The organism is Microcoleus sp. AT8-A3, assembly GCF_036705675.1.
Classification (GTDB): Bacteria; Cyanobacteriota; Cyanobacteriia; order Cyanobacteriales; family Microcoleaceae; genus Microcoleus.
On the sequence record NZ_JAUBVD010000066.1, the window covers coordinates 15,911 to 31,104 of the forward strand.

The 15,194-nt window shown below is 45.0% G+C and carries 12 protein-coding genes; all 12 read right to left on the bottom strand.

Going from position 1 to position 15,194, the window contains the following annotated elements:
• Positions 1-91: 91 nt before the first annotated feature.
• Positions 92-1,237, bottom strand: a complete 1,146-nt coding sequence (locus tag QUB51_RS25955) for a ParB/RepB/Spo0J family partition protein (protein WP_333058102.1) — start codon at positions 1,235-1,237, stop codon at positions 92-94.
• A gap of 108 nt (positions 1,238-1,345) precedes the next feature.
• Complete coding sequence (locus QUB51_RS25960; RefSeq protein WP_333058101.1) at positions 1,346-2,176, bottom strand: ParA family protein; 831 nt, start codon at positions 2,174-2,176, stop codon at positions 1,346-1,348.
• Positions 2,177-2,434: 258 nt separating this feature from the next.
• On the bottom strand, positions 2,435-2,962 hold the full coding sequence (locus QUB51_RS25965; protein ID WP_333240872.1) for a transposase: 528 nt from the start codon (positions 2,960-2,962) through the stop codon (positions 2,435-2,437).
• Positions 2,934-3,308, bottom strand: a complete 375-nt coding sequence (locus QUB51_RS25975; protein WP_445243081.1) for an IS630 transposase-related protein — start codon at positions 3,306-3,308, stop codon at positions 2,934-2,936. The genes QUB51_RS25965 and QUB51_RS25975 overlap by 29 nt, the downstream gene beginning before the upstream one ends.
• Before the next feature lie 126 nt (positions 3,309-3,434).
• Positions 3,435-4,058 (bottom strand): hypothetical protein, encoded by a 624-nt coding sequence (locus QUB51_RS25980; protein ID WP_333058100.1) that lies wholly within the window; start codon positions 4,056-4,058, stop codon positions 3,435-3,437.
• An 833-nt stretch (positions 4,059-4,891) separates the two neighbouring features.
• On the bottom strand, positions 4,892-7,273 hold the full coding sequence (locus QUB51_RS25985; RefSeq protein WP_333263838.1) for an ATP-binding protein: 2,382 nt from the start codon (positions 7,271-7,273) through the stop codon (positions 4,892-4,894).
• 595 nt (positions 7,274-7,868) lie between these two features.
• Positions 7,869-8,594, bottom strand: coding sequence for a hypothetical protein (locus tag QUB51_RS25990; RefSeq protein WP_333058098.1), 726 nt, complete (start codon positions 8,592-8,594; stop codon positions 7,869-7,871).
• Positions 8,595-8,700: 106 nt separating this feature from the next.
• Complete coding sequence (locus QUB51_RS25995) at positions 8,701-10,710, bottom strand: hypothetical protein (protein ID WP_333263843.1); 2,010 nt, start codon at positions 10,708-10,710, stop codon at positions 8,701-8,703.
• A 169-nt stretch (positions 10,711-10,879) separates the two neighbouring features.
• Positions 10,880-11,584, bottom strand: a complete 705-nt coding sequence (locus QUB51_RS26000; RefSeq protein WP_333263847.1) for a hypothetical protein — start codon at positions 11,582-11,584, stop codon at positions 10,880-10,882.
• A 130-nt stretch (positions 11,585-11,714) separates the two neighbouring features.
• Complete coding sequence (locus QUB51_RS26005; protein WP_333263850.1) at positions 11,715-12,800, bottom strand: hypothetical protein; 1,086 nt, start codon at positions 12,798-12,800, stop codon at positions 11,715-11,717.
• 23 nt (positions 12,801-12,823) lie between these two features.
• Positions 12,824-13,819: a hypothetical protein gene (locus QUB51_RS26010; protein ID WP_333263853.1), complete on the bottom strand. Its 996-nt coding sequence runs from the start codon at positions 13,817-13,819 to the stop codon at positions 12,824-12,826.
• A gap of 14 nt (positions 13,820-13,833) precedes the next feature.
• Positions 13,834-15,051 carry a hypothetical protein gene (locus QUB51_RS26015; protein WP_333263856.1) on the bottom strand — a complete coding sequence of 406 codons (1,218 nt, stop codon included), beginning with the start codon at positions 15,049-15,051 and terminating at the stop codon, positions 13,834-13,836.
• Between the last annotated feature and the right edge of the window lie 143 nt (positions 15,052-15,194).

Sequence of the window (15,194 nt, forward strand, 5' to 3'; positions counted from 1 at the left end):
TAAAATATCGCTAAATATCTACCCCCTCAACTCCCCCGTTCGAGGGGAGGAGTTAGAACTGCCTCTGTAGCAGAAATTTATGAAATTGGTATTATTCCCCACCATTTTGTTTCAAAACCGCCTCAATTTCCGCCAGCTTTTGGCGCAAAACCTCCTGCAACTCCACCAGTTGTTCAACCTCAGCTTGCTCCAACACTTGCGGTGACAGCTTTTTCAAATTCCCGGCTGCCAACTTTACCTGCTTGAACGGGCGGGCTGCTCCTGGGAAATCATCCAGAGTAGAACTGATAATTTCTTGCACCAATTTACGAGTTTGGGTCACTGACAATTTATCGGCAATAACTTGATTAGTTGTTTTAACTCTAATCGGCAGCGCTTCTTCCTCTGGCAACACCAAATTTTTCGCAGAGAGTTTAGAAAGAACCATTGCATGAACCCCTTTAAGACCTGATTGCCTGATAGCAATTTTCAGGTCATCAGCCAAAGACAGCATCGGGAAAATGTTGGCATCTACGGAAGCGGGATTGAGCTGCAAATCCAACAGCGTCCCCAAGACGGCAAACTCTGCTTCATCCAAAGCTAAAGCAGTTAAACCCTGTTGCTGCTCGTCAGGTGTCGCCGTTACCAACTCAGAAACCGAGTTCATCCGCTTTTGCGCGTTCAAGCGCCGCACGACTGTTGAGAGAGTGCGGGGGATGTTTGCAGCTTCCAAACCAGTATTTTCAGACAACTCCCGCACGATAGCTTCCGCTTTGTCGAGAGGGTTGAGGTCTTCCCGGTGCAGGGAAGTCAGCAGTGCTTTGCGGTGCAAAGCGGCCGGTTCTGGAACGATCACAGCTTGCAAAGTTTCCCAGCCCAGATTTTTAGCGCTGCGCCAGCGCCGTTCTCCATCGAATATCACCAAATCCCCCCGTTGAATCAAGATAATGGGTTGCAGTTGTCCGTCACTAGCGAGGGAACGGGACATGGACTCAATACTTTCTGGCAAAAAAGTCTGTCTGGGTTGTTCAGGATTAGGCTGAATTTGGTCTAGTGAAATGGAGAGGATACCGCTGGCGGATTCTAGTTGTTCTCGCAGTGCAGTCAATTGAGATTCCAATTCCGTTGAACCCGATTTTCGCAGTTCTTCAATTTCTGCTTTGAGTTCCTGAATCTCGGATTCAGCTTCAGAGAGGTGCATTGACTGCTTGGCGGATGAAAAATAATTTCCCAAGTCGGGAGCTTTACGGGTGGCCATAGCGATTTTAGATTTTAAATTGGGGATTGGAAGAAGTCAGTTCATGCCTATAAGCCAAAAACGAAGGATTCGTTTTCGCCGGCGCAAGTTGTGACTGTGAATCAAACACTATTTCTTTTTTTTTCCTTTTTTGGCAATAGCCGGAGCAACTCCATTTCCCATTAAAGTAGCTAACTGTTTAACAATTTCTTTGAAGTCGCCTAAAGCTGGGTGAAGCGGGCGATAAAGGTGTAATGGCAACCCTTGACCGCTGGCATTGACAAATTCTGCACTGTCCCGAATAGGTGGAAAAACGCGGATATTCATCTGCTCTAGCTGGGCTGGCAATGACTCTAAAAGTTGTCGGTGGACGGCTCGTTTCGTATCGTATTGGTTGGGTACAAACCCTAAGATTTCTGGTTGCGGCTTGAGGCGTAATTGTTTGCAATGGTGGTAGTACCACTCCAGCAGGTGAGCTGCTCCTTGAATTGATTTTGGTTCGAGCTGTACGGGCACTATTATATGAGTGCAAGCAGTTAGTGCCATCAAGGGCAAGGGGCCGAGGGTAGCGGGGCAGTCGAAGATAATTAGGTCGTGATCCATTGGATAGTCGCTCAGGCAATCGCCTAGAAGATAAGCGCCACGCTTGTGCAGAACTAACTCGTCTGCTGTTTGCGTCAGCGTCATTCCGCCTTGACAAACGGTTATATTATTGGTGTGGGAACTCCAGCTAGGAGTAAGAGGCCAAGAACCATTGAAGCTTTCTCGCATTATGGCGGACAGTGTGTGTTCTGGCTCAGGCGGATTTAGGCCGCAAAAAAGGGTCAGGGAGCCTTGGGGGTCGAGATCCATAATGGCTATTTTCAAACCCCTTAACGCCAGTTCGTAGGCGAGGTGAACTGAAAGTGTGGTTTTGCCAGTGCCGCCAGCATTGCTGATGACTGCTAGTCGAATTTGCATGGTTTTGAATTAAGTAGATGATTAAAGTATGATATATCGAGAGCAGGCATCAGATATCGATATATGAGAGGGCATCGCCGCTAACCACCGTTCTGCCTTACGTTGATCCAGCAAGTTAATATTTAGTCTGACGAGTAGATTATCGTCAAGTTTAGTACGGGGAAAATTGTTGAAAAGAATTTAAGTTCGATCGCTAGACTGAAACACGGAACGTCATATATCGATATCTGAGGTATGGATCTAACTGCCGAGTTATAGTCATTTCAAATAAGTATGAGACACTCTTTCTGCACAATAAGCACGAATAATTTCATCAAGAGATGTGCCAGGAGACGCATACATTTTAGCTCTCTTTAATCCACTAAAATCATGCTCAATATCATTTAAGTCAGGAGAGTATTTTGGTAAAAATATTATCTGATGACCCGCATCCTCAACCAATATTCTAATGACCGTCTTACGATGAATGGGTGCATTATCCATAATTAATATAGATGGACTTGTTAACTCGGGTAACAAATATAAAGATAACCATCCTTCAAATCCTTCTGCATTCAAACTACCCATAAAGAGCATTGGTGCAATTAAGTCCTTCTTTCCTTTTCTTCTTGCTGCTACTAAATTTTCTCTTTTCCCCCGTTTTCCGGGTCTTTCACCAAAGACTTTTTTTCCGATTTTCGCCCAGGCAAAAACACAACCTTCAAATTCCTCAAAGCCAGATTCATCAATAAATACAATGCTTTTACTGCCATAAATTTTAATTAATTCTCTCAGCTCTCGCTCCATATTTTATTCTGGCTTCTCGATTTCTTTCTTGATAGCGGAATTGTTTTTTTTTCTGGTAATTTTCAGTTTTTTTAAGGCATAGCAGATGGCACTCGGTCTGACGCCTAAAAGTCCTTGCTCTTTCTACTAATCTTGCTTCGGGATTTTTTTCAACATCTTTTTTGAGGGCTTCCCAATCTAGCTTTCGTTGACGGTGCAAGACCATAGTTGGTCGAAGGTCTTCCCTACCTAACCATCTATAAATTGTTGCTCTTCCTACCTTAAATATGGCGGCAGCTTTCGTTATACTCCCTCCATTTTCCACATAATTAACTACTTTTTGTCGATAGTCTAGACTGTAAGCCATTTTTTTCTAATTAACTATTTTTAGCGATTTTATCATGATCTGACCTCTGTCTCACATTTATTTGAAATGACTATAACTTCGATCGCAGTCTTGGGACGGTGCGATCGTACAATGTACTAGGGAACTTCAAAGGCACGGAAGGGTTGGGCGAGTCAACTGAACAATTTGCCTTAAAATACCTAGAATTAGTTGAATGTTTTCAATAAAATGCTCTGTTGTTTCAATATAAACCGTCCTATCTTCTAGTTTCATGAACCTCCAGATACTGCCTGTTGTCACTGCACCATAAACACAGGAAATGCTGTTATCTTTTTGAATATTAAAAATCTGGGCTGCCAACATTTCTGCAATGCACGGGGCAATTCCCGATTTGATATTGTCATTCTTGGCTTCGACAAGTGTAAACACGGGAGCATTTAAAGATAATTGTTCTGGTGAATGACTAATCATAAAGTCACAAATGCCATTCAGTCCTTTGACTCGATCAATATTAAATTCCGTACCGGAAAAGAGGCTGATTTGACGATCGCACCGCCTGCGGAGTTCAATCAATACCGGAGCGACTATCATCTCCGATCGCGCTTTTTCCGTGTCAATTCCCAAGGCTAAGGGAATATTTTCGGCTAAGGTTTCCTTTAAAAGCTGACTGGGTGCGATCGGTTCTACAGCCGTAAAGACTTCAGATACTTCTCTAATTGTTAAGCCGAGTTTATGCTTAATATCATCTAGGGAAAATTCGCTATAAGACATAATAGTTGCACCTTTCACTCCGTCGCTCTAATTTTATATTTAGATCGCGTTCGTTAAGCCAGGAAGCTATTCATAGCTTTGTCCCGATTTTGGTAGGTTTTTACGAACGGATGTTCCCAACAGATATGACCAATAATAACCTTTGTTCCCGATAAGAGCTCGCTCTGAATCTCCAACTGAGCGCTAATCTGCTCGACCCGCTGCCACATTCCACCCAGACCAAATCCGCTGACTTGCTACTGCGGATCGAACCCGCATCTGTCGTTACGTACAGACAGGTACAGCCGATAGCAGGGAGTAAACAATCAAGTGAGCGTGAGTTGTTAGCAGATTATCGGCTGTACCTCTGCTCGGCATTGCTCTGTCAAATCGTGCTGCTCTGAACAAAATCGTCCTAATGCTTTGCGATCTACTGAACGTCATATATCAATATCTGAGGTACGAACTCTAAAAACCGAGTTAACTTTGCTCGCAGTCTTGGGATTTGGTGATCGTACAATCTGCCGAACGTCATATATCGATATCTGAGGTACACACTCTCACCGCAGAGTTGATTTTGCTCGCAGTCTTGGGATTTGGTGATCGTACAATCTGCCGAACGTCATATATCGATATCTGAGGTACGGGTTGTAAACACAGAGTTAACTTTGAGCGCAATCGTGGGATGGTGAGCTCGCCTAATCTACCGAAATGCACTCGGTGAACGTCATATATCGATATATGAGGTACGATTCTCAAAACCGAGTTAACTTTGAGAATAGTCTTGGGATTTGGCGATAGACTAAGGTTGAACTTCATATATTGATATATGAGGTACGAATCTAAAAACCGAGTTAACTTTGATCGCAGTCTTGGGATTTTGCGATAGTACAATCGGCCGAAATGCAATTTTGAGTCAAATCGCTGATAATATCTAAACTCATATTTTCCACTAACTTGGTCAAAGCCCCAGCAATTTGTTTCTGGGAGCGAGGAATTCGCTCAATTAACTGCCTTACCGCTTGCTCGTCTCCACAAGCGGCGGCTTTATAAAGCTTCTTAATCGACTCCCTCGGCAACACAGATAGCGACTCAGGAGTCAGTTGCATAACAGGCTCATCCCGTTCGGACTTCCTCGGCGACTCCTCTTCATAGATATAGCGAACACCCAAATGAAGCGCCATCTTCTCAAAAATTACTGTTTCTCGGAACGGTTTGGCAACAAAGTCATCGAAGCCATTCGACAAAGCGAGTTTCTTGGTTTCAACAAACGCATTAGCGCTCAAAGCAATAATTTTTGTATGGGAGCCGTCAGGCAGAGAACGAATTTTTCGAGCAGCTTGAAAGCCGTCTAAAAGCGGCATTTTCAAATCCATCCAAATTAAATCCGGCTTGTACTTTTGCCACAATTTAACAGCCTCAGTTCCGTTATCCGCAAACCACAAAAGAAAGCCGGCTGACTTCAATATCTGAGTTAGTAGCAACCGATTTGCAGACTCATCGTCCGCTACCAGAATGCGATAATTTTGTTGGTTGGGTGCCAGTCCATTCACTTGTTTTTGAGGCTGGATGTCACGGACTTCGCTCTGTGTTGCACGACTCACTTTAATGTAAAAACTGAAAACCGTTCCTTTCCCCACAGAACTTTTGACCTTGATATCGCCACCCATCAGCTTGACGAAAGAGCGGCTGATGGGCAATCCCAAGCCCGTTCCCGTTTGTGATTTCCTGCCAGTTGCTGTTTGCACGAACGGCTTGAACAAACTGCTAAGCTCGTCAGGCGCAATACCAGGACCTGTATCCTTCACTGAGAACTGGAGAAAGAATTTGGGTAACGGTTTTTTTGCCAGCGGCTGAAGGCATTTTACAGTCAGCTTCACCCTACCCGCCTCAGTAAATTTAACAGCATTACCTAACAAATTAATCAAAACTTGACGCAGCTTGCTTTCATCAGTTCGGATGTATTGCGGCACATCAGAACTGCGTTCAAAAACAAGTTGCAAGCCCGACGACTGAGTTTTGAGCTGAAATAAAAGTTTTAAGTCATCGAGCAAACTGTACAAGTCAACAGCAGTTTCTTCGAGGGTGATTTGACCTGCTTCAATTTTGGACAGCGACAAAATATCGTTGATTAGTTTCAACAAATGCTCGCCGTTGCGATTGATAATATTTAAACTCGGCTGCTGTTCCGGGGCAGTTTGTTTGGAGCGGACAAGAAGGTGGGCAAAGCCGATAATCGCATTCAGAGGCGTTCTCAATTCGTGGCTCATATTGGCCAGAAAGGTACTTTTAGCGCGATTGGCACTTTCGGCTGCAATTTTAGCTTGTTTTAGTTCCTTTGTTTTCTGTGCAACTTGCCGCTTTAAATCGCCAGAATATTCTTCTAACCGCTGGCGAGATGCTTTTAACTGGCAATTCATGCGCTCGAAAGCACAGGCTAGGGCTTCGAGTTCGGCAACACCGCTACCTAAAACTGTTGAGTCGAAGTCGCCACCAGCTATCGCCTCTGTTGCCGAAATTAACTGCTGCAGCCGGTGTTCTATTCTTAGGGAAATGGACAGCAAAAGGCAGATAGAAAGAACCAAAGCCAGCAGCACGAGCAAAATAGTGTTGCGGGTGTTGGCCTGAACTTTTTGGGTGAAGTCGGTTTCGGGTACAACTGCCACAATCAGCCAATTTAAGCCTTTCGGGTTTTTAAAAGGTCTGACTTGTAGCAAGTATAGTGAGTTGCTGGCAGTAAAGTTAAGATTTTGGCTGCTGTTAATAGCAGCGAGGCTGCCATAATGTTTAAGCAAATACTCTGTTGAAAGCTGGATTACTTTTTGTTGCAGAGCTTGGGCGCTTTCTCGCTGCTGGGTGTCAGCAGAAATAGACGGTTTTGGTTCAGTTACCTCGTTCCGAGCAATTAAATGCCCCGAACGGTCTAAGATAAAGGCTTGACTGTTAGGGCTAATGAGGAAATCGTGCAAGTTGAATGTTGAGGTTGGGGTGGGAAAAGCAGAATTTGTTTTTTGTTGAGGCAATATTGTTTTTGGAGAGTCTGACCCATTTCTTTCCCCATTTGGTTTGATTGTGACTCCGGCTGTTTGACTTGGGGAAAGTTGGTTTACCGAACCAATTGGAATTTGATTGTAAGTCCCTTCTCCTTTCACAACCCCTTCTTTTAAGTAGTTGTCAAGGCGGTCCCAGATGCGACTCGTTGCTTCTCCCAATAGGTGTGCAACTACGTCATTCATTGTCTGTCGCCCTGTTTGAAAAGAAAGCCACCCCGTTAGAGCTAGTAAGATTGAAATCAAAAGAGCGTTGGGGACTGTAAGCACAACGCGCAGCGGGAGGGCAGACTTTTTTTGAACAGAGCTTTTTGGGCGGAACATTGGTTGAACAAAGGAGTGGAGAATGAGGAAAAAAACGTTCTTCTTCAGAGGGGAGTAACACCATCCGTAGAAGAGTTCTCCTCTTCTGGGTCACCATCCCCGCTCACTCTCGTTATGCTGCTTGACTAATCCCTATTAGTAGCGCAGTTTCAAACGAATCTGAATCAGTCAAAAGCCATAAATTCTCAGAGCGAGCGGTTAGGAAAACTGGTTCCTGCCTGACTCAGCGCGGGCAGTATTAAGGAGATGATTGGCATCTCAACTAACCCAAGTTGCGTGCTTAAAACCACTCTTGACTGGTAATGGGTAATGGGTAATTGGAACAATTTGAGATTTGAGATTTGAGATTTTAAATTGATGGCTCGCCGTTTATCCCGCTCTGTGCTTGACCCCGGAACGAATGCACTTGCCTAACTCTGTCTAACATGAGTTAGATATGAGTAGGTTTGTGTGAGCGCTAGTTTGGTTCTTCAAAAACTATTTTGGCTAGTTCGACAATCACAGACAAGTCTACTCCGGCTCGTGCAGCAGCATCGGCCGCCGATAGATTGTGGTTTCTTACTAGAGCTAAAAATTGTCGCACGCTGTAGACTACTGGGTCGTTGGCTGCTGTGTAGCCTTTTTGAATGGCAATCAGCAATCCTTTTTCGACATCTGATGCTGTGGGTGCGCGACCTCTATCAACGTTCACAGTCGGTGACATTCTTGGGGTGACGGGAGCGATGCGAATTCCTAAGTGTTCTGGTTCTTTGTTGGTAGGAACGATGTTGAAGTTGTAAAGTCGCTGTTTCCCTTTTGAATCTACAGTTTTGATTGAAAGGTTAGTGATGGTAGCTGTGGTAGCTCCCGGAAAATTGAGCGCTTGAATGGGACGCAAGAAAACAGTTTTGGCTTGGCCGCTTGCCAACTGTGCATCGGTGCTGAAAACTATTTTTGAGGGGTCGGCAATTAAAACGTAGGCGAGAGCTTCATCGGTTGAGCTGAAGTCGATCGCACTCGCGCGACCGGGATAGACTAAAATATCGATCGCACTATTGACGGCAATATCTCGACCCACAGTTTGATAGCCTGTTACTCTTGATTGAGCAAAAGCACAGTCGGGGTAGCTCGCAGTAGCGAACACTGCTGTGAACAAAAGCCCTCCGAGGGAAAGCATTATTGGAGATTGGATGCGAGTAGTCATGGCAGTTATCGGTTGAGGTTGAGAAAATTGTTGACAGTAGAAACGGGGATTTTCTTTACTAATCGCAGTCGCGTTGGGGCGACTTAACCGTTTACCGACGGTTTGGTTATCGGTAAATGTTGAGAAAGCTGTTAACAGTAATAGAAACGGGGGTTCCTTTATTAACCACAGCTACATTGGGGCGTTTTAAAAGTTCCTCAGTTGCTCTATCTGAGCGGCTTTCCATCCGTTTTGCCAAGGGACTGAAAAAGCCATCGAGGACGGCTGACCAAATTTGGGGGTCTCGACTTTCAACGGTGGTTGTACTGCTGCCAAACCTACCGCTAATACTGCTAGAGCTTCTGACTTTAGGCTCTGCGAACACTTGACCGACTCGTCCAACTCCCGACAGCACGGAGGTGAGGATATCCTGTCCGGCAATATCGTTCCCTGGGTCGAAGTAGCTTGAAGCAATCAGCGGCCGCCCGCCCTCTCCTGCAATCAAAATTGCGCCTTCTGGAATGGGCTGCTGTTTAATCTGACCGTTTCTATCAGAGTAGACGAGCGCCACAGCAGTAGCTTGTACCATGCGATTGGTCTTGCTGACGGTGCTGGCTTTGGCAATGACAACCGTGCCCTTCCGAAAAGCAATAGAGCCGTCAGTTGCCGTTACGTTGTCTGTGAGGGTGACGGCAAATTTGTCGTAAAGCTGTTTGCCTGAGCCTTCATCCCACAACAGGGGAACCGAAACTACGCCGTTGACTGTGGTTCCAAGGGGAACCTGAGCTGTTTGGGGCGTGCGGTTGAGAATGCCTTTTGCCCCTGGGGAATTTACTTGTTCTAGGGTTGGGGAATTTGTTAAGGCAGAAGCCTCTGGAGCAGCTTCTGGGGAAAGGGTTTGAAATTCTGTATCGGCGGGCAAGGACGTTGGACGAGCGCTCAGTCGAGCCTCCGTCTCGATTGGGTTATCGGTAGAATCGGAACTTATTTGGGGGGAAAGGGCATTCGGAGTTAATTGGTTAGTGGAGTTTTGGGAGTTGTCGGTGGTTTCGAGGCTGTCCCCTCCATAAGGAAACTCCGGGTGTAGCCTTTCCCCGCTGGCGTTATTTGGGTGGCTATATAGTTTTTCTGGGATTTGCTCGAAAGAAACGTATGAGGGTGGCGACTTTTGGTTGCCGATATTGACTGTTAGGAATTCAGTTGTGGGAGCTGGCTTTGTCAGAGCGGCGGCGGTAGCACTTGTTGTCGCTGGAGTGCTTGGTGTTGCACTCACGGCATTCGCTATTCGGTTAGGGTCAAAATTTCCCCTAATTTGTCCGAGTTGGGCGAGTTGGTTCCACCGCTCAAACGGGTCGATTTTTTCGGATGTTGGAGTTGGAATTAAAGGTGGGGGTACTAACGGTTTGAGTATGGGGGCCGGTGCGGGTGTTCTTGAGGGTACTCTTTGAGGTATGGGTGCGGGTACTGTTACCGTCCGCACTACTGTTCGGGGTGCGGGTAGGGGTTCGCGTAGAGAAGTAGGTGGCGGTGCAGCGCTCCGGGTAGCGACTAGACGCGGAGTTCGCGGATTTCGTGGGGTTCTTGACGGTTTGGGCGACGGTTCTGTTTTGGGTTTTGCGGTTTTTTGCGGTTTTTCGGCTAATAGTTTTTGTTGGTCTTGGTAAGCTAATTTAGCCAGCAACTCCGGTTTTTCATCTTTAATGGTGCCAGAAGAGCTTTCTTTTGGTGTGGATTGTGCGATAGGTTCGCGAGGTGATTTAGGCTTGATAAATTGCCAAATCAGCAGTCCTAGCAATAGTATTCCACCAGTCAATAGCAGTATTGTCACTGCTCTAGGAACGCCTCTTTCGGAAACAGGCGGGGGCAGTGGTCTTTCCTCATCTTGAGCGAGTTGATATTGAGTTTCAAGTGTTAGGGGTGCATTGGGGTCGAAATTAGCAATGAAGTTTTCATCAATATCATCCTCAGAAGGGGAAGGGTTTGGAGAAGGGGAAATAGGGGAATTGATGTTATCGTCATCATTATTAGGGGTATATTCACTTGATGCAGTTGTATGATTCATATTGGCTGTAGTGGTACTATTATCAGGAGTGGTATTAATTGGATTTTCGGTTAATCCATTTCTTTTGTTAGTCATGGCTTTAGAGTTGAATGTGTTGTGTTTAACTGTACATAAAAAAGCAAAGAGAGAAGACTTCAAGCAAAGGGATGAAACATACTAAATGTTTAAATTATTTAGTTGTTACGGTAGGTTTTTAAATTTACCCACTTGCCGGTTCGTCCCCTTTCCATGTCTCTTTCCTCTTCTATGGTTTGAATTCGACAATTCGGGAAATTTCTAATCCGGCTGCTCTCAAAGAGTGAATAGTCTTCTCTAATTCATTAGCGTTTTCTTTGAGAGGGGATTTGGGAATTTCTACGGCTTTGACGGTGAAAGTTCGATTAAACTGTTCTCGGCTTTCTCCAATGCCTTGTTCCAGCACGACGCGAGTAGCAATTACATCTATTTCCCAAACTCCTCTTTTTATTTCTCTGGGTTCTGAGATGTGAGAGATATAGACTCCAGAGCGGGTTTTTCCTGAATAGATGGTGTTGGGAACGAGTTTGGCAAGTTCAACAAGAGAAGCTTTACCAAACTCTGATTCCATCATCAAGGAACCCATCCAAGCAGTTGTAGGAACTTGGGAACCTTTAACTTTAATGCCGGGGTCGGGGTCATTTGTGCCGGGAATTTTGCCTGACCAAGCCCAGGTTAAATTTACCCAACTGGATACAAAATTTTGGATAATTTTCGGCTCTCTGTACAGTTCATCTTGTTCTGCAATTCGGGCTGCGGTTCCGTCTTTTAACTGGACAAAGGTAACTTTTCTTTGAGATAAGGCTCTCAAACTGACTGTATTCACTAAAACAGCAATTGTCAGGAGGAAAACAAAGCTTGTTAGCAGGACAAAGCACAAGGCTAAGGTGTTTTTAGATTCAGGGAGTAAGGGTTGTGATTGTGGAAATTTCATATTATCGAAGGGGATGGGGAGATGGGGGATAGAGAATAGGGAGATAGGGAGGGAATGGATTGGGAAACTGGGTTTGAGTAGTGAGTAACAACTCGGTTCGGTGAAGAAAAAGCTATCGGAATTTCCTTCCCTAGATCAGTTTTCCAGCAATAACGCCGATCGCGTTACTGGCAATATCTGTAAGCTGTTTGGTGCTATTGGCGATCGCACTGTACAAAGCAGTTCCTCCACCCTTGGCTATTAACACGGCTAGAACGGGAGAAAAGACAGCTAAAAAGAATAAAAAGGCGATATCTGTAACTAGCTCTGCATCAGATTTGACAATCACTACGGCGACTAAGCCAACGACGATGTTGTAGCCCAATTGCACTCCAAATAACGACATAAATCCTATTAACCAAGCCCAGATTGGTTTTCCTTGCAGCGGCAGCAGCGACAAGCCCATTGCAATCGGCCCGAATAGAGCTGTTAGCAACAATGCTGCTTCTAAAATATTGACAAATGCCCACTGTACTGATCTAAGAATTAAGCGAATGATGGGCAAGACAGTAGACCTAAAAACTTGTCCTGCAAAATCGCCATTTCCTATATCCTGAAGATTGGCAACATTGCCTAAATTTTCGACAAATCGCTGCAAGCTTTTGAGAGGTCCTCCATTTTGCTGTTCGGCTGCCTGAAGGATTTGTTGAGCTGGCTGTTTTTTGCTGTTCCAACATTCCACTAAAGCTGAGCCAACTTTGCCCTGACATTCGCTGTAGAGTTTCTCAATCTCTTCTTTGCCAGCACTGGTAAGGTTAACGTCGCTCAGGGCCGTTCTGAAGGTCATTTCTCCGACTTGAATTTTCATAATTTCTTGAACTTGAGTGCTGCCTACAGCTTTGATGAATTTGACGCTTTCAGCTAAGACTTTACCGTTGTTGCTGAGAAATACTACAATTACGAGGGGCCAGATAAACATGGCTACTAGCTCTGACCAAGACTGTTTTTCGATGATTTCTTTGCCACTGGTGACAGCGATGTAAGTAACAGATATTCCCGCCAGAATTAGTCCTAGTTTGACTAAGGCAATCCAGAGAGAGGATTCTTGAGTGTTGAAGGTGTTAAACCAAACTAAATTCCACGATTCGACGGTTTTTTGAGAGACTTCTATGGCGTCAGAGAGAGTGTCCAGGGCTTGTCCTGCTGTGCTAGTTTGGGCGATTAGTTGTGTCAGCATCGCGGTGTCTCCTTTTTGTGATTTCAGTCTTCGCTTGCCCCCAGGGTGATGCCTCCCGGCATTTGAAACAGTCCGGCTTGAGTAGAAGAAGCGGTAGCCGCCGCAGCATCCTGCCGTCTCTGGGCTGTGTTAATTTCGTTGAGTTCTTCAGCTTGTTGAGCGTTGAGAATGTTGGCAAAACTGCGATCGATTTGAGCTTGCTGGCCCTGCATAACTAAGGCACTTTGATTTTCTGCTGATAAGGCTGCTTGCTTAGCTGCGATCGCACTTTGTTGAGATATGTTTCTCATAATGTTCTGTGTGACATCTTGACCTTCTGAATCAGCACCCAATTCGATTGAATTTTGGCTCTCGCGATTAGTTTGCTCTACGTTCTGCTGGACAATTTCTTTCATCTGAGCTTGCTTTTGTTGAGCTTCTTTACTTAGAGTGGCTTTATTGGCTTCACTGACAGCACTTTCTCTTTCTGCGAGTTCTGCGGTATTCTCTTTGAGGCTGTAAGAATCTTGCGGTCTTTTCTCTAAAGCAGCGGAAAGTTTTGTCCCTTCGCTTTCGGAGGTGTTGCCGTCCATTATGCTTTTAACTGCTTCTTTTAGGTCTGGAACTTTCAATTCTCCCAGGAATGAAGATAGGGTTGATTCTATTTCACTGCTAAATTTTTCGACTTTGTTTAACAAATTGTCCCAGATGCCTGAGATGCTGTCGGAGATGGTGGAGATGGTATCTGAAATTTCGCCTGTTATGTCGCTAATTGTGTTTTCTATACCTCCTATTTCTTTCGGGTCGCTCAAGAAGTTATTAGCTGATTGTTGGATTTGGCTTTCTATTTGTTGATTGGGAACTGTGAAGCTGGAGCGGTGGAAAGTGCTGTTGTTAGGATTGTTTGAGGTGGGAAGCTGTGTTGTAGTCGGATTGCTGTCAGAGGTTTGAGCTTTTGCTTCAACAGAATTTAGTATTAAGCTCAGCCCAATTGCAGGAATACCGAGGGCAAGTTTGACAAGAAATTTCGGTGATTTCATCGGTTTTTCTCCGTCTAGCTAGCAATAAGGTCTTGAGGGGATTTGTGTCCATTGATATCAGTGACTCCATTCTTGCCAATATTAGCTAATGAACGCCCTTCTTTAACGGCTTGTACATATTCAGAGGCAAATTGTTTGAGTGCTAGCAGTTGCCCTTTTAACGTATTGGGATATTGAGCCATCACTCGGGCGCGGGCTATCAATTCAGCTTGATTGTTAGCCACACTTGCTAATATCATTTCGCCTGGATAGTATCGGCTTTGCCAGAAACGACCTCCTTTTTCAATTAGCCAATTGGAATAAAGGTCGGCAGCTCTGGGAAGGAAAGCTTCTGTGGCATTCTGGCTAATAATTTCAGCCGGATACCCCAATTTTTTGATCCAAGAAGTGGCTCCGTTTGATGTCAATCTTCCGGTAATTCGATACACCATGTTTTGCATAATCATAGTTCCCGCACTACAATCGCAAATACTGTCGATATCTTGGGCTAGCAAGAGCACTGAAATGCCATTCTTTCTACCCACTGCACAGAGTTCGCCTACTACTTCAGCAAATCCGTCTTTCTTAAACAAAATCGAAAGTTCGTCTCCGATAAATAGGCTTTTAGGGTGAGAAAGTGCGTTGCGGATGCAAGCAGCGTGGGCGTTAATGGCCATTAAATACTGGTCTTGTTCGTTGCCCAGACCGCTAAGGGCAAAAAATTTAACAGCGGGTTCGGGTGAAAATGTACTCGGTCTGCCAATTGCTTTCCCTAAAGGTGAGGCTAGTAATGCGTTGCATTGAGTGGTAATTTGGTTGATGACAATGCGGTCGAAGTCGGTAAAGTTTTGCAGATTTAGTTGCTCTTTCGTGCAGAATTTTAGGAGGTTTTTGAGGGTTGGCATTTCTTGCCACGCGGTCGATTTCCAGCCTTTTTCAAATGCCGTATTGTAGCGCTCGATAATGTCTGGGTCTTCTAGAAATTTTTTCAGAGTTAGCAGCAAAATAGCATCGACTCGCTGCGCTAATTTTGGGTCGCGGACTTTGCCCATGCTGATAATAGTCAGCGCTTTTCTGATAAACTCTTTCCATTGGTCTAGTCGGCGCGATCGCTCTTCTCTGTCAAAACGCCTCAAATCGGGTATTTCGAGTAGATTTGAGCTGCCAGAAGTGATGTCGTAGTACGCACCATCGTCGCCTAACAGTTTCACTGCTGTCTCAAAGGTACTGCCGCTTCCTGCTGAGATATCCATACCGACTACTGGGATATTGGCAGCTAAAGCATCGACGGCAAATCGCCATCCTACAACACTTTTACCGCCAGGGTAAACGCATCTAAATTAAGTTGACAGAAAATCATATTTGTGCATGATTTGTTTTTTATAAAACAATTCTT

What these genes read in the sequence shown, in the direction of transcription:
- QUB51_RS25965 (WP_333240872.1), bottom strand. Translation starts at nt 2,962, where the DNA reads ATGGAGCGAGAGCTGAGAGAATTAATTAAAATTTATGGCAGTAAAAGC.
- QUB51_RS25975 (WP_445243081.1), bottom strand. Translation starts at nt 3,308, where the DNA reads ATGGCTTACAGTCTAGACTATCGACAAAAAGTAGTTAATTATGTGGAA.
- QUB51_RS25960 (WP_333058101.1), bottom strand. Translation starts at nt 2,176, where the DNA reads ATGCAAATTCGACTAGCAGTCATCAGCAATGCTGGCGGCACTGGCAAA.
- QUB51_RS25990 (WP_333058098.1), bottom strand. Translation starts at nt 8,594, where the DNA reads ATGACTACTCGCATCCAATCTCCAATAATGCTTTCCCTCGGAGGGCTT.
- QUB51_RS26000 (WP_333263847.1), bottom strand. Translation starts at nt 11,584, where the DNA reads ATGAAATTTCCACAATCACAACCCTTACTCCCTGAATCTAAAAACACC.
- QUB51_RS25995 (WP_333263843.1), bottom strand. Translation starts at nt 10,710, where the DNA reads ATGACTAACAAAAGAAATGGATTAACCGAAAATCCAATTAATACCACT.
- QUB51_RS25955 (WP_333058102.1), bottom strand. Translation starts at nt 1,237, where the DNA reads ATGGCCACCCGTAAAGCTCCCGACTTGGGAAATTATTTTTCATCCGCC.
- QUB51_RS26005 (WP_333263850.1), bottom strand. Translation starts at nt 12,800, where the DNA reads ATGCTGACACAACTAATCGCCCAAACTAGCACAGCAGGACAAGCCCTG.
- QUB51_RS26015 (WP_333263856.1), bottom strand. Translation starts at nt 15,051, where the DNA reads ATGGATATCTCAGCAGGAAGCGGCAGTACCTTTGAGACAGCAGTGAAA.
- QUB51_RS25985 (WP_333263838.1), bottom strand. Translation starts at nt 7,273, where the DNA reads ATGAATGACGTAGTTGCACACCTATTGGGAGAAGCAACGAGTCGCATC.
- QUB51_RS25980 (WP_333058100.1), bottom strand. Translation starts at nt 4,058, where the DNA reads ATGTCTTATAGCGAATTTTCCCTAGATGATATTAAGCATAAACTCGGC.
- QUB51_RS26010 (WP_333263853.1), bottom strand. Translation starts at nt 13,819, where the DNA reads ATGAAATCACCGAAATTTCTTGTCAAACTTGCCCTCGGTATTCCTGCA.